The organism is Arthrobacter sp. P1_D12 (assembly GCF_056406175.1).
Genome location: NZ_JBFUAR010000004.1, coordinates 148466 through 161915 on the forward strand (window position 1 = coordinate 148466; position 13450 = coordinate 161915).

A 13450-nucleotide genomic window follows, 5' to 3' on the forward strand; every position below is an offset into this window, starting at 1 on the left:
GCCGCACAACGAAGTGAGGAAAGCCCGTGCATTTCCACCACCACGGCTACGTATCCGGTGACCCGCGGGTCCAGCCGGCCGCCGGCGCCGGCATCGACCGGCCCACGCAGCTTCCCGACGAGGTTGATGTGCTGATCGTGGGCTCCGGCCCCGCCGGCATGCTCGCCGCGGCCCAGCTGTCCCAGTTCCCGGGCATCACCACCCGGATCGTGGAACGCCGGCCGGGCCGGCTCGCGATCGGCCAGGCCGACGGCATCCAGGCCCGCAGCGTCGAGACCTTCCAGGCCTTCGGTTTCGCCGAGCGGATCATCGCCGAGGCGTACCGCATCACGGAGATGGCGTTCTGGAAGCCGGATCCCGCGGACCCCTCGAACATCGTCCGCAGCGCCCGCACCCTCGATGACCCGGGCGGGATCAGCGAGTTCCCGCATCTCATCGTCAACCAGGCCCGCGTGCTCGACTACTTCGCCGAGTTCATGGCCATGTCCCCGAGCCGCATGAGCCCCGACTACGGGCTGGAGTTCCGCGGCCTGGAGGTCACCGGCGAGGGCGAGTACCCGGTCGCCGTGACGCTGGCGCACACCGCCGGTCCTGACGAGGGCCGGGAGCGCGTCGTGCGGGCCAAGTACGTGGTGGGCGCGGACGGCGCCCGCAGCAAGGTGCGCGACTCGATCGGCTGCACCATGGCGGGCGACCAGGCCAACCACGCGTGGGGCGTCATGGACGTGCTCGCCGCCACGGACTTCCCCGACATCCGGCTCAAATGCGCCATCCAGTCCCACGACGGCGGCAGCATCCTGCTGATCCCGCGCGAGGGCGGGCATCTCTTCCGCATGTATGTCGATCTCGGCGAGGTCGCCGCGGACGACCGCGGTGCGGTCCGCAAGACCACCATCGAGCAGATCATCGCCAAGGCCAATGCGATCATCCACCCCTACACGCTCGACGTGCGCAACGTGGCCTGGCACAGCGTGTACGAGGTGGGCCACCGCCTTACCGACAGGTTCGACGACGTCCTCCCGGAGGAGTTGGGCACCCGCACGCCGCGGGTGTTCATCACCGGCGACGCGTGCCACACGCACAGCGCCAAGGCCGGCCAGGGCATGAACGTCTCCATGCAGGACGGCTTCAACATCGGCTGGAAGCTCGGCCACGTGCTGGAGGGACGCAGCCCGGAGAGCCTGCTGTCCACGTACTCGGCCGAGCGGCAGGTGGTCGCGAAGAATCTGATCGACTTCGACAAGGTGTGGTCGACGCTCATGGCGAAGAAGCCCGAGGAGTTTGAAAACCCCTCCGAGCTCGAGGACTTCTACGTGCGCACCGCCGAGTTCCCTGCCGGCTTCATGACCGAGTACTCGCCGTCGATGGTCGTCGCCGAGGCGACGCACCAGCAGCTGGCCACCGGCTTTCCCGTCGGCAAGCGCTTCAAGTCCGCGCCGGTTGTGCGGGTCTGCGACACCAACCCGGTCCAGCTCGGCCACCAGGCCACGGCGGACGGCCGCTGGCGCATCTACGTCTTCGCGGACCAGGCGGCGCCAGGACAACAGGCGGGGGCTCCGTCGCCCGCCGCGGACCTCGCCGCGTGGCTGGCCACCGCGCCGGACTCGCCGCTCGCCGCCACCCCCGCGGGGTCCGACCGTGATGCCTGGTTCGACGTGAAGGTGATCTACCAGCAGGATCACACGGGCATCGACATCGGCAACGTCCCCGCGGTGTTCAAACCGGAGGTGGGGCCGTTCCAGCTCCCCTACCTCGAAAAGGTCTACGGCACCGACCCGGCGGCGGACATCTTTGAGTTGCGCGGCATCGACCGCGGCGGCGTCGTCGTGGTGGTGCGCCCGGACCAGTACGTGGCCAACGTCCTGCCGCTGACTGCGACGGCGGAGCTTGCCGCGTTCTTCGCACCCCTGCTGGGGGCAGGGCGCGCCGCGGCGGTGTGACCGCGTGGGGTGGCCTTCTTCGCAAGGTTTGTCCAGGCTGGCGGTCAGAGGCCGGCTGCCTGCCTTGACCTGTATTCCGCGGCGGGGTAGACGCCAAGGATGCGAACCTCCGTGGTGAAGAACTCCAGTTCCTCCAGCGCCAGGCTGAGCGGCAAATCCTCGGGGTGCCCCTCGACGTCGGCCATGAACATTGTGGCCGCAAATTCATTGCCTACCATGTAGCTTTCCAGCCGCGTCATGTTTACCCCGTTCGTGGCGAATCCTCCCAGCGCCTTGTAGAGGGCTGAGGGGACATTCCGGACACGGAATACAAAGCTGGTGACTGCCGGTCCGGACAGGATGTCCCGGGCCGGCAGCGGCTTTTCCCGTGCCAGAACCACGAACCGCGTGGTGTTGGAAGGGTCATCCTCGACGGCGGAGGCGAGCACTTCCAGGCCATAGAGTTGGGCCGCGAGTGGAGGAGCGAGCGACAGTTTTGTGGGATCGTTCCAGTCGCGCACTTCGCGGGCGGACCCGGCGGTATCGCCGGCGATCACGGGGCGCAGGCTGGCGGAGCGGATCAGCCGCCGGCACTGCCCTAACGCGTGGAGGTGGCTGTGGACCTCGGTGGCTGCCTCGATGGTGCTGCCCGGGATGCCCAGCAGGTCGAAGTGGATGGGCAGAAAATACTCGCCGACGATCTGCAGCCCGGACTGGGGCAGCAGCACATGGATATCGGCCACCCTGCCGGCAATGGAGTTTTCGATCGGGATCATGGCCAGGTCGGCGGTGCCGACGGCCACCAGTTCAAAGGCGTCTTCGAAACTCGCGCAGGGAACGCTCTCGAGGTCGGGGAACATCTGCATGCACGCAATATTGGAGTTGGCGCCCGGTTCACCCTGGTACGCAATCTTCTGGGCCATGCTCCGTATGGTTTCACGCCAGGCGCCCGCTCACCCAAGTAAGTCGCGGCAGGGCCGTTTGAGGACCAAAAGCCCCTGCTGCGACTCAGCTGGGGTTCAGATGCTTGGCGAAGTGGTCCTCGATCCGCTGCCAGGCTTCCGGGGCCGATTCCGGATCCGGGCCGATGCCCATGACCCGCATGAGCGGCCGCAGCACCTTCGGCCCGGTCTCCACGTCGTTGAGGAAGGCGTGCCCGGCGTGCGGGAACTCCTTCACGTCGTTCTCCACGCCCAGCCCGTCGAGCACGGCCGCGAGTTTCGCCGCTTCGCCGGGCAGGGTGCGGTCCCGGCCGCCGAAGTTGGCCACGATCGGGCAGGCGCCGGCGAGGGCCTCCCCGGGGTCTTTCGGGCGCCGTCCGTAGTTGACGGCGGCGGCGTCGAAGCCGTCATTGGCCAGCAGCAGGGCGAAGCCGCCGCCCATGCAGAAGCCGATGACACCGATCTTGCCGGTGGTCCGGCCGGTTTCTCGCAGCCAGTCCCGGGCGGCGGCCAGATCGGTGAAGGCCCGGCCCTCGCCCGCGGACAGCGCGCGCATGGTGGCGACGAGGCAGCGGCGCGCCCCGCCGTCGCTGTACAGGTCTACGGCCAGTGTCAGGTAGCCGGCCGCCGCCATCCGGTCGGCGTGGCGGACGGTGATGTCGTCCAGGCCAAACGCCTCATGGACCATCAGGACCGCGGGGAACGGCCCTTCGCCCTGCGGCGTCGCCAGGTAGCCGCGCAGCGCCGGCGAACCGCCGGCGGCGACGCCGGACCTGCCGAGGTCAGTATTGCTGAGATCGCGGGTGGCGGGCTTGCCGCGTCCTGCGTGTGTCCGTACCATGCTGACCCCTCCGTCGGCTGTGGGGCCATTCTTGCACGGGCACAAAAAAGCGGCGCCGGAAATCCCCCAAAGGAAGATCCGGCGCCGCCAACGTTCTAAGGACTAGTCCTTCTTGAAGGCGTCCTTGACGTTTTCGCCGACCTTCTTCGCGTCGGCTACAACCTGGTCCTTCTGGCCCTCGGCGCGCAGCTGGTCGTTGCCAGTGGCGTTTCCGGCAGTTTCCTTGGCCTTGCCGCCGAGGTGCTCTGCTTCGTTCTGAATCTTGTCTCCGACACCCATGGTGTAGGCCACCTTTCGTTCCGGTTGAAAATACTGTCCGATCAGCCTAACACAAAGCATGCTTACTAATTCAAGGGGTCTCGCGGGGTAATTGTCCGGAGCGTCGTCCGCGGCAGCGGCGGGGCGGTTCGCGAAAGGATGAAATCCCCCCGGCCCGCGGGCTAGGCTCGAGGTCATGGACCACAAGACCACTCTCACGCAGCACATCAAGGCTCCGGCGGACGCGGTCTGGGCGGTGGTGTCGGACATTCCCGGATCTGCCGCGACCCTGTCCGGCGTCGAATCGATCCAGATGCTCACCGACGGACCCTATGCCGTGGGCACCCGCTGGAAGGAAACCCGAACCATGATGGGGCGCGCGGAAACGGTGGAGATGTGGGTTTCCCAGTCCGAGGCGCCGTCGAACGGCCGGGGCGGCAGCACCACCGTGAAGGCCCTCCAGGGCGGCGCCGACTACACCACCAGGTTCGCGCTCGCGGAGCGCGGCGGCGGAACCGACCTCACGCTGACCTTTGGCGCCGAAGTCATCAAGCCGACCCGGTTCAGCAGGATCATGCTCACCGTGTTCGGTCCGCTCGGGATGCGCATCACCCGCAAGGCGCTTGCAAAAGACCTGGCGGACATCGCGGCCAAGGCCGAGTGCCAGTGATGGTCCGGCGCACCGCGGCGGAGAAAACTCCCAAGGTCACCGCCCCCCGGCTCGCGCCGGTCCGGCCCGGGGATCTGCGGGACGACCCTGCCCCGGAGTTCCGGCGGGGTGTTCGGTACGACGGCGTCCGCTACAGCCGCGCGTCGGCAGACGGTCTGGACCTTGGCGGTACGGACTTTGCCGAGTGCGAATTCACCGGGGTGTCCTTCAATGAGACGCAGCTGCGGGGCGCGACTTTCCGTGACTGCATCCTGGCCGAGACGTACGCTCCGGTGCTGATGGCGGCCCGGACCAGCCTGCGGGATGTCGAGATCGGCAACCCCCGCTGGGGATCGGCGGAGCTCTATGAAAGCGGATGGCAGTCCGTGCGGATCGACGGCGGCAAACTCGACTACGTGAACCTGCGCGGATCCAAGCTCACGGACGTGCAGATCAGCGACTGCATCATTAACGAGCTGGATCTGGGCTCCTGCACCGCCACGCGGGTCGCCTTGAAGAACTGCACGATCGGCACCCTCGATTTCACCGGAGCCCAGCTCAAGGACTTCGACCTCCGGGGCACCGGCTTCCGCACCATCAGCGGTCTGGGCAGTCTGTCCGGCCTCGTCGTCGACGATTACCAGCTCACCCTGCTCGCGCCATTGCTCGCGGCTCATCTGGGCGTCGTCGTCGCGTAATCCGGCGGCATCCGGTTGACCCCCTTGTTCCGCCGTGTAATCTTTATAGAACGAACGGTCGGTAATTTACTCTGGTGCCGGCCCCGCTTTCTTGGTGAAGGATGTTCTCATGGTCGAGGCTTTTCTTGTTGGCGGCGCCCGCACTCCCGTGGGCCGCTACGGCGGCGCCCTCTCCGCAGTCCGCCCCGATGACCTGGCCGCACTGGTAGTCCGCGAGGCTGTGGCCCGCGCCGGCATCGATCCGGACACCATCGACGAGGTCATCCTCGGCAACGCCAACGGCGCCGGCGAAGAGAACCGCAACGTGGCCCGCATGGCCACCCTCCTTGCCGGGCTGCCCCTCCACATCTCCGGCATCACCGTGAACCGGCTCTGCGCCTCCGGGCTCAGCGCCATCATCATGGCCAGTCACATGATCAAGTCCGGCGCCGCGGACATCGTGATCGCCGGCGGCGTCGAATCCATGAGCCGCGCCCCATGGGTCCAGGAAAAACCCCGGACCGCCTTCGCCAAACCGGGCGAAATCTTCGACACCTCCATCGGCTGGCGTTTCGTCAACCCCCAGTTCACCAAGGGGGAGCTGTCCCGGGACGGCAAAATGACCTACTCCATGCCGGAGACGGCAGAAGAAGTGGGGCGGGTTGACGGCATCTCGCGGGAGGACGCCGACGCCTTCGCCGTCCGCTCCCACGAACGCGCCCTGGCCGCCATCGCCGCCGGCCGCTTCGCCGAGGAAATCGTCCCCGTGACCGTCAAGACCCGCAAGGGCGAGACCGTGGTGGACACCGATGAGGGCCCCCGCGCCGGCACCACCATGGACGTCCTCGCCGGGCTCCGGCCGGTAGTCAAGGGCGGCTCGATCGTCACCGCCGGCAACTCCTCCACCCTCAACGACGGCGCCTCCGCCATCATCGTTGCCTCCGAGGCCGCGATCCAGAAGCTTGGCCTCACGGCCCGCGCCCGCATCATCGACGGCGCCTCAGCCGGCTGCGAGCCCGAAATCATGGGCATCGGTCCGGTTCCGGCCACCCAGAAGGTGCTCGCCCGTTCCGGGCTCAGCGTCGATGACCTCGGCGCCGTCGAGCTCAACGAGGCGTTCGCGACCCAGTCCCTGGCCAGCATGCGCCGGCTCGGCCTCGACCCGGAGATCGTGAACCGCGACGGCGGCGCGATCTCCCTGGGCCACCCGCTGGGGTCCTCCGGTTCCCGGATCGCCATCACACTGCTGGGCCGGATGGAACGCGAAAACGCCAAGATCGGCCTCGCCACCATGTGCATCGGCGTMGGCCAGGGCACGGCCATGCTGCTGGAGCGCGTCTAGTGGCGGCCCCGGCCCTCGACCCGGCGGGCTTCGGCACGCTCCTGGTCGAAGAACGCGAGGACCGCGTGGTGGTGGTGCTCAACCGCCCCGAGGTCCGCAACGCGATCGACCAGCAGATGGTCGATGAACTCCACACTGTCTGCGCCCATCTCGAGCGGCATCCCAAAGTCCTCATCATCGCCGGCACTGACGGGGTGTTCGCCTCAGGCGCCGACATCGGCCAGCTGCGCGAACGCCGCCGCGACGATGCCCTGCAGGGCATCAATTCCACCATTTTCGTCCGGATCGCCAAGCTGCCGATGCCCGTCATCGCGGCACTGGACGGCTTCTGCCTGGGCGGCGGCGCCGAACTGGCGTACGCCGCCGACTTCCGGATCGGCACCCCGTCCGTCCGGATCGGCAATCCCGAAACCGGACTCGGCATCCTGGCCGCCGCCGGCGCCAGCTGGCGCCTCAAGGAACTCGTGGGGGAGCCCGTCGCCAAGGAAATGCTGCTCGCCGGTTCCGTGCTGCGCGCAGAACGTGCCCTCGCGGTCAATCTCATCACCGAAATCCATGAACCGTCCGATCTGATGGCCGCGGCCCACAGCGTCGCCGACCGGATTGCCACGCAGGATCCGCTCGCCGTCCGGATCACCAAATCCGTGTTCCATGCCCCGGCCGAGGCGCATCCCCTCATTGACCAGCTGGCACAGGGGATCCTCTTCGAATCCCAGGCCAAGTTCGACCGTATGCAGACATTCCTGGATAGGAAATCAGCGAAGAAATCAGAAAAGAAGTCAGCCAAAGAACCAGGGAAGCAGAAATAGACATGGGCAACTCCGTACTCCCCGCCAACCTTCCCAACAGCAACCTTCCCCACTCCGTGGGAGTTCTCGGCGGCGGCCGCATGGGCGCAGGCATCGCCCACGCCTTCCTGATCAACGGAGCCAACGTCGTGGTCGTCGAGCGCGACGAGGCGTCGGCCGAGGCCGCCCGGGAGCGGGTCGAGTCCGCCGCCGCCAAGAGCATTGAGCGCGGCGCCGTAGACGGCAACCTGGACGAGATCGTTTCCCGGCTCGCGGTCACCGTGGACTACGACGACTTCGCCGGCCGGCAGCTGGTGGTCGAGGCCGTTCCGGAGGACTGGGACCTGAAGATCACCGCGCTGCGCGGCATCGAGGAACGGCTCGCCGACGGCGCCTACCTCGCCTCCAACACGTCCTCGCTCTCCGTCAACGGTCTGGCCCGCGAACTGAAGCGGCCGCAGAACTTCCTGGGCCTGCACTTCTTCAACCCGGTGCCGGCGTCGACGCTCATCGAGGTGGTCCTCGGCGAGCAGACTTCCGACGCCCTGGCCCGGGCCGCCCGCGGGTGGGTCGAAGCGCTCGGCAAGACCGCCGTCGTGGTCAACGACGCGCCCGGCTTCGCCTCCTCCAGGCTGGGCGTCGCGATCGCCCTCGAAGCGATGCGCATGGTGGAAGAGGGCGTGGCCACCGCCGAAGACATCGACAACGCCATGGTGCTGGGTTACAAGCACCCCACGGGACCGCTGCGGACCACCGACATAGTGGGCCTGGACGTGCGCCTTGGCATCGCGGAGTACCTGCAGTCCACGCTGGGTGACCGTTTCGCTCCGCCGCAGATCCTCCGCGACAAGGTCGCCCGCGGCGAACTGGGCCGCAAGTCCGGCAAGGGCTTCTTCGACTGGACCAAGTGACGGGCATTCGTGCCTGCCCCTAGGTTGGTGCGGTGACTTCCCTGGACCGCCCCGCGATCGCGCCCATCACCCTGACCGGCAAGTACGTCGTCCTTGAGCCGCTGAGCCCGGACCACCATGAAGGCCTTGTCGAGGCGGCACGCGACGGCGAGCTGTGGCACCTCTGGTACACCAGCGTGCCCGCCCCGCAGCACATGGCCGCCGAGATTGAGCGTCGCCTGGCCCTGCAGGACAGCGGCGCCATGCTGCCCTTCACCACGCGGCTGCTCGACCCCGCCACGGGCGGACCGGGCCGGGTGATCGGCATGACCACCTACATGAACATCGACGCCGCCACGCCGCGGGTGGAGATCGGCTCCACCTGGAACGCGGCGTCCGCGCATGGCAGCGGCAGCAACCCGGACTCCAAGTTGCTGCTGCTGCGGCACGCCTTCGAGACGCTGGGCTGCCCCGCCGTCGAGTTCCGGACGCACTGGCTCAACCACCAGTCCCGCGAGGCGATCACGCGGCTGGGGGCCAAACAGGACGGCGTGCTCCGCAGCCACACGCGCAGCGCCGACGGGGCGCTGCGGGACACCGTTGTGTATTCCATCCTGGAACATGAGTGGCCGATGGTCCGGAACTCCCTCGAATCCCGGCTGGCCAAGCGGCGCTAGCGTGCCGAGTAGGCCTTGGCCCCGTTAAGCGATGCGAAGTACGCCTCGTAGCCCCGGGCGTTCGGGTGGAAGTTTTCGGGACTGGCGAGGGCCGTACGGCTGAAATTGATCCACGGGACCGCAGAGTTCACGCCGTGACCGGCGAAAGCGGCCCGGACGTCGACGTACTCCGCTCCGGTAGCCCGGGCGGCGGCGGCGATGGAGCCGTTCAGGCCGTCCGCCAGGACCGTGGCCTTGTAGATGAACCGGGACATCGGATCAGCCTGGCCGGGCGCGACCGGATCGTAGAGGTAGGGGTAGCCCGTCACTACAACCTTGGCGTTGGGGGCGGCAACCTTCACACGCTGGATCATCGCTGTCACGTCGCCGGACAGTCGATGGCTGGAGATCTGGCCCTCGGCGTAGGCACTGGCGGCATCGCACAGCGGACCCGCAGCGGGATTGACCATGGCGGCGCCGCAGGAGGCGAGGATTTCCGCAAACCGGAGGTTGTTGCCGCCGGCGGTGATGGTGACGAGCCCGGTGCTCCTGGTCAACCGCCTGAGCTGGGTGTTGACGACGTCCTGGGTCGTCTTGCCGCTGCAGGCCGCGTTGGCGACGAGTTTGATGGTCTTCGTGTGGGCGGCGAGTTCGGAATAGCTGTTCTCGCTGCGGTAGCAATCATCCAGGTACGGCCCCGCCCCCAGCCCGGCGGCATAGGAGTCTCCGAGCGCGACGTACCGTGTCCTGTTCGCCGCCTCCGCCGGTACCGCCGCCACACCGGCCGCCATGGCCAGGGCGGCGAGACCGGCCGCCAGAGCCGTCCGCCGGCGTCGAAGTTTCAGACGTCCCATGGTGTTCTCCTCAGTGGCACCCCGGGTTCAGCGCCCGTGCCGTGAAAAACGTGCTGCGAAGCGTTAACCCCGCACCATGCCAATGGTCCCATTGTGTATAACGTTTGTGAATCCTGCCGCGGATCGCGTCGGTGCGTGTGCTTAGCTTTCTGGATGATGATTCCTGCAGCGCCCCTGGGCCAAGCCAAGGGGCAGGCGGTGCCCGGAACCGTGGAGTGGGATGGGGCCGTCAACGCGTGGCACGTGGCCGGGGACGTGTTCCGCATGGGACGGCGGGAGTGGCTCACCGAGGCCGGCTGGCGGCAGGTGCACCGCCGGGGCATCCGGACCGTCATCGACCTCCGCAACGAAGCCGAAATCCGGCGTCGGGAGACCGATCCGCCGGTGCGGGCTGAGGCCCTGGCCGGTTTCGACGTCGTGCTGGCCCCCACCGAAGACCCGGACAACCGCGAATTCCGCGAGCTCTGCGTGCCGTACCTCAACGACCCCGCCTGTTATGCGGACAACGCCAGGCTGTTCCCGCACCTGCTGGCCCGGGTCTTCAAGGCGGTGGCCGCCGCGGAGGGCGGTGTGGTCATCCATTGCTCCGCGGGGCGGGACCGGAGCGGCATGATCGCCGCCATGCTCCAGGACCTCGCCGGTGACAGCGACGAAGCCATTGTGAACGGCTACCAGCGCTCCATGCGGGGCATCAACGGGCACCTCCGGCACGCCGCCGTCCCGCATCCCCACGAGCGCTTCCTCCCCGAGAACGTGTTGGTGCCCCTGCTGGAATCCCGGGGCCAGAGCCTGTTGCAATTTGTCCGGTCCCTGAACACTGCGGACTACCTCTTCCGCCACGGCGTGACCACCCCGGAACTCGCGGCCATCCTCGGAAAGCTCGGCAGATAGGGTGGGCGCAGTTAGGGTAGGCCAGTGAAGACTCCGAAGTTCCAGCCGATGGTGCGGGCCGCCGCGGCCCTCGCGATTGCGCTTGCCGGTACCGTGCCTGCCTTTGCGCTGACCGCGGTCCCGGCGATGGCCGAAGCCAACGCCCCCGCCCCAGTCCCTGCCGACCCGGCGCCGGCTGCGTCGGCGATGGCGACGCCGGTTTCGACGGCGGTCCCAGTGCCGCCGGCTGACGCGCCTTTGGCCGGTTCTTCTCCGGTGCCGTCCGCGACGCCGATCAGTGATGCCGGCCTCGCCGAGGCCGTGCGGCGGGACCTTGGCATGACCCTCGCCGAATTCGACGCCGCCGGTGCGCTTGCCCGCCGGGCCGCCGACGCCGCACCCTCCCTTCGGGCCCTCCCGGGTTATGTGGGGATCAGCCTCTCAGGCGGCAAGATCGCGGTTGAAGGCAGCGGCGCCGAGCTCCGGGCCCGCGTGGCCGAACTGAACGGGTCCGGGCCGGCCGACTTCCTGCTTGCGGCCCCCGCGGCCGCCGCCGCTGTCCCGTCAGCCGCGGAGCTGCTGGCCTCCAGCACCCAGCAACTGTTCGAGGCCTATGTCCGCGAGGTCGGGGCCGCCGGGCTGCAGGCCGTCACCTACACAGACGGCCACTTTGTCATCCGCACCGGCGGCCAGAACACGGCGCAGGCCGTTCCGGCGTCCGACGCCGTTCCCGCCTCCGATTTGAACGAGCAGGCGGCGACAGCGCCCGGCACGAAGCCCAAGATGTCCGCTGCGGATTTCGTGGCCCGCTACTCCAATGTGGCGCTTGAACAAGGATCGCGGATCGCTACGGAAGAGGACCTCTTTGGCGGCCAAGGGTACATCATTGACGGCCGCACCGTGTGTTCGGCAGGATTCAGTGCCTTCAGCCCGGCGGGTGAGCCACTGGTCCTGACCGCCGGGCACTGCGCCGCTGACGGTACCGCGAAGGAGACCCAGATTGAAGATCCCGCGGCGGCGCCGGCGGCAGGCGGGGCCGGTTCAGGAGCGTTCGCCGGAACACTGGGGACATTCGGGTTCAGCCAGTTCGGCGGGCCGGGCAATTCCACAGTGGCGCCGGATGGCACGAACATTGGCACGGACATCGCCGTGCTCCGGGGCATCCGGAGCAGCTTGGCCCTCCAGCCCGCCGTCACGCGGTGGGACAACCCCGCCGCTCCGGGGCCGACGTCGGTGAAGATCGTGGGAACCGTGGCCCCGTTCCAGGGTCAGCCCGTGTGCCGCTCCGGCCGGAGCCTGGGCTGGTCGTGCGGGACCGTGGATTCGGTGGGCACGTGGGTCATCGCCGGACCGAACTCCCTGCCGCCGAACTATGACAACGATCTCCGGGCGCTGAGCGGTTTCGACTCCAGTACCGTCAAGTCCCGCCCCGGAGACTCCGGCGGCCCTTGGATCAGCGGGAACTTCGCCGTCGGCATGCACACTGGGGCGGAAAACGAGGGTGGCGTACAGACGCGGGCCATCGCGACTACGCTCGAGGACGCAGCAGGCAAGGTGCCCGGCGGCGTGCAGCTGCAGCTGTTCCTGACCAAGCCAACGCTCGCGGCCCCAAACGGAACCGTCACAGCCGGTGAGCTGATTACGGGACACGTTGGACCCGGTCCGGCCTCCGTCGTGGCTCCGAAGTCCAAGGTCCGCATCACCGTTGGGGCGCAAAGGCTCGAAGTGCCGGTGGATGCTGCCGGGAACTGGGCTTTCCGAGCTCCGCTACCGAGTGGGCGGATGGCTTTCTTAGCGGAGACCGTGAACGGCTTCAGCCGTTCTGGACCGGCATCCTTTACGGCCAGCATCGCACCAGCCCCACTTCCGGCGCCCGTAGTGACGACCCCGACAGGTACCCCGCTTCCTGCACTGGACAGCATCGCCGGCACCGGTATGCCCGGCGCCACCGTTATATTGTCGGGCGATGTCGCCGGTTCGGGGACCATCGGTCTGGACGGTCGCTGGAGCATCAAGGTGGCAGATCAGCCGCTCTTCGGGAAAGTCTCGGTCAAGGCAGTGCTCACGGCTCCCGGAGAGGCGGACAGCCCCTTCGCGACCAGCACGTACACCGTCGTTCCGCCGGTGCCGGCGGTCTCGAGCATCCGTGAGGGCAAACATCTCCGTATGGACCGCCTTCCCATCGACATTTCCGGCACCGCCATTGATGGGGCCGACGTGCGAGTAACGATGGACGGAGCGGCCATCGGCTCAGTACTTGCCGGTTCTGGCAGTGCGGGAGCTTCCGGCAGTGCCGGGGCGCGGGCGGCCCTTCGGCCAGGGATTCCGCAGAACCTGGCCGGAGGCCCCCGGTGGAGCGTCCCGTTCCCTGCGGGACTGGCCACCGGAGCCCACACGCTGACAGTGACGCAAACCGTTGACGGGGTCGCTTCGCTTCCTGCCGCCGTGGCATTCACGGTCGACGCCGCGCCCGTCTCCGCGGGTGTCGTGGACGGGAAGCCGACACCGCATCGGCCGGCCGCCCAACAGCCGGTCAACCCCGCCGGACCACTCAAACCCTCGCAGGCTCCCGCCCCGCCGTCGGACAACTCCGTCGTTGTCGGCAACACGGCACCAGGCAACACGCCGGACACCTCAGGCCAGCTGGCGAGCACGGGCGCCGGCGGGCTCCTGCCCTTGGCGGGTCTCGGCGCCGGAGCCCTGCTGCTCGGCGCGGCCTTCGTGGCGTTCGGCCGGCGCCGGGCGGTGCGTTAGCCGGGGCTCCA

General features: G+C 68.2%; 13 protein-coding genes. 9 read left to right on the forward strand and 4 right to left on the reverse strand.

What is annotated here, in order from left to right:
- The first annotated feature begins 26 nt into the window (after positions 1-26).
- Positions 27-1940 carry an FAD-binding monooxygenase gene (locus AC1DZV_RS04260; RefSeq protein WP_476953037.1) on the forward strand — a complete coding sequence of 638 codons (1914 nt, stop codon included), beginning with the start codon at positions 27-29 and terminating at the stop codon, positions 1938-1940.
- A 44-nt stretch (positions 1941-1984) separates the two neighbouring features.
- Here AC1DZV_RS04260 and AC1DZV_RS04265 read toward each other — a convergent pair whose 3' ends face one another.
- From AC1DZV_RS04265 to AC1DZV_RS04275, 3 genes are all read right to left on the reverse strand, one after another.
- Positions 1985-2842: a prephenate dehydratase gene (locus AC1DZV_RS04265; protein WP_476951486.1), complete on the reverse strand. Its 858-nt coding sequence runs from the start codon at positions 2840-2842 to the stop codon at positions 1985-1987.
- An 85-nt stretch (positions 2843-2927) separates the two neighbouring features.
- Positions 2928-3701, reverse strand: coding sequence for a dienelactone hydrolase family protein (locus AC1DZV_RS04270; RefSeq protein ID WP_476953038.1), 774 nt, complete (start codon positions 3699-3701; stop codon positions 2928-2930).
- A 102-nt stretch (positions 3702-3803) separates the two neighbouring features.
- Positions 3804-3980 (reverse strand): CsbD family protein, encoded by a 177-nt coding sequence (locus AC1DZV_RS04275; protein WP_043435744.1) that lies wholly within the window; start codon positions 3978-3980, stop codon positions 3804-3806.
- Between the two features lie 175 nt (positions 3981-4155).
- On the opposite strand from AC1DZV_RS04275, the gene AC1DZV_RS04280 reads away from it, so the two are divergent.
- The 6 genes from AC1DZV_RS04280 (at position 4156) to AC1DZV_RS04305 (ending at position 8982) form a co-directional block, all read left to right on the forward strand.
- Positions 4156-4629, forward strand: coding sequence for an SRPBCC family protein (locus AC1DZV_RS04280; RefSeq protein ID WP_028276393.1), 474 nt, complete (start codon positions 4156-4158; stop codon positions 4627-4629).
- Positions 4629-5306 carry a pentapeptide repeat-containing protein gene (locus tag AC1DZV_RS04285; RefSeq protein WP_476953039.1) on the forward strand — a complete coding sequence of 226 codons (678 nt, stop codon included), beginning with the start codon at positions 4629-4631 and terminating at the stop codon, positions 5304-5306. The genes AC1DZV_RS04280 and AC1DZV_RS04285 overlap by 1 nt, the downstream gene beginning before the upstream one ends.
- Positions 5307-5415: 109 nt before the next feature.
- On the forward strand, positions 5416-6627 hold the full coding sequence (locus AC1DZV_RS04290; protein WP_476951488.1) for a thiolase family protein: 1212 nt from the start codon (positions 5416-5418) through the stop codon (positions 6625-6627).
- The gene (locus AC1DZV_RS04295; RefSeq protein ID WP_476953040.1) at positions 6627-7436 is read left to right on the forward strand and encodes an enoyl-CoA hydratase/isomerase family protein; all 810 of its coding nucleotides are present in this window, start codon (positions 6627-6629) and stop codon (positions 7434-7436) included. The genes AC1DZV_RS04290 and AC1DZV_RS04295 overlap by 1 nt, the downstream gene beginning before the upstream one ends.
- Before the next feature lie 2 nt (positions 7437-7438).
- Positions 7439-8326 carry a 3-hydroxyacyl-CoA dehydrogenase family protein gene (locus tag AC1DZV_RS04300; RefSeq protein ID WP_476951490.1) on the forward strand — a complete coding sequence of 296 codons (888 nt, stop codon included), beginning with the start codon at positions 7439-7441 and terminating at the stop codon, positions 8324-8326.
- 32 nt (positions 8327-8358) lie between these two features.
- Positions 8359-8982 (forward strand): GNAT family N-acetyltransferase, encoded by a 624-nt coding sequence (locus tag AC1DZV_RS04305; RefSeq protein WP_476953041.1) that lies wholly within the window; start codon positions 8359-8361, stop codon positions 8980-8982.
- Here AC1DZV_RS04305 and AC1DZV_RS04310 read toward each other — a convergent pair.
- Positions 8979-9815, reverse strand: coding sequence for an SGNH/GDSL hydrolase family protein (locus AC1DZV_RS04310; RefSeq protein WP_476953042.1), 837 nt, complete (start codon positions 9813-9815; stop codon positions 8979-8981). The two genes, AC1DZV_RS04305 and AC1DZV_RS04310, sit on opposite strands and share 4 nt — an antisense overlap.
- 153 nt (positions 9816-9968) lie before the next feature.
- Here AC1DZV_RS04310 and AC1DZV_RS04315 point away from each other — a divergent pair, with 153 nt between their 5' ends.
- The gene (locus AC1DZV_RS04315; RefSeq protein WP_476951493.1) at positions 9969-10706 is read left to right on the forward strand and encodes a tyrosine-protein phosphatase; all 738 of its coding nucleotides are present in this window, start codon (positions 9969-9971) and stop codon (positions 10704-10706) included.
- A gap of 24 nt (positions 10707-10730) precedes the next feature.
- Complete coding sequence (locus AC1DZV_RS04320) at positions 10731-13439, forward strand: S1 family peptidase (RefSeq protein WP_476953043.1); 2709 nt, start codon at positions 10731-10733, stop codon at positions 13437-13439.
- The last annotated feature ends 11 nt before the right edge of the window (positions 13440-13450 follow it).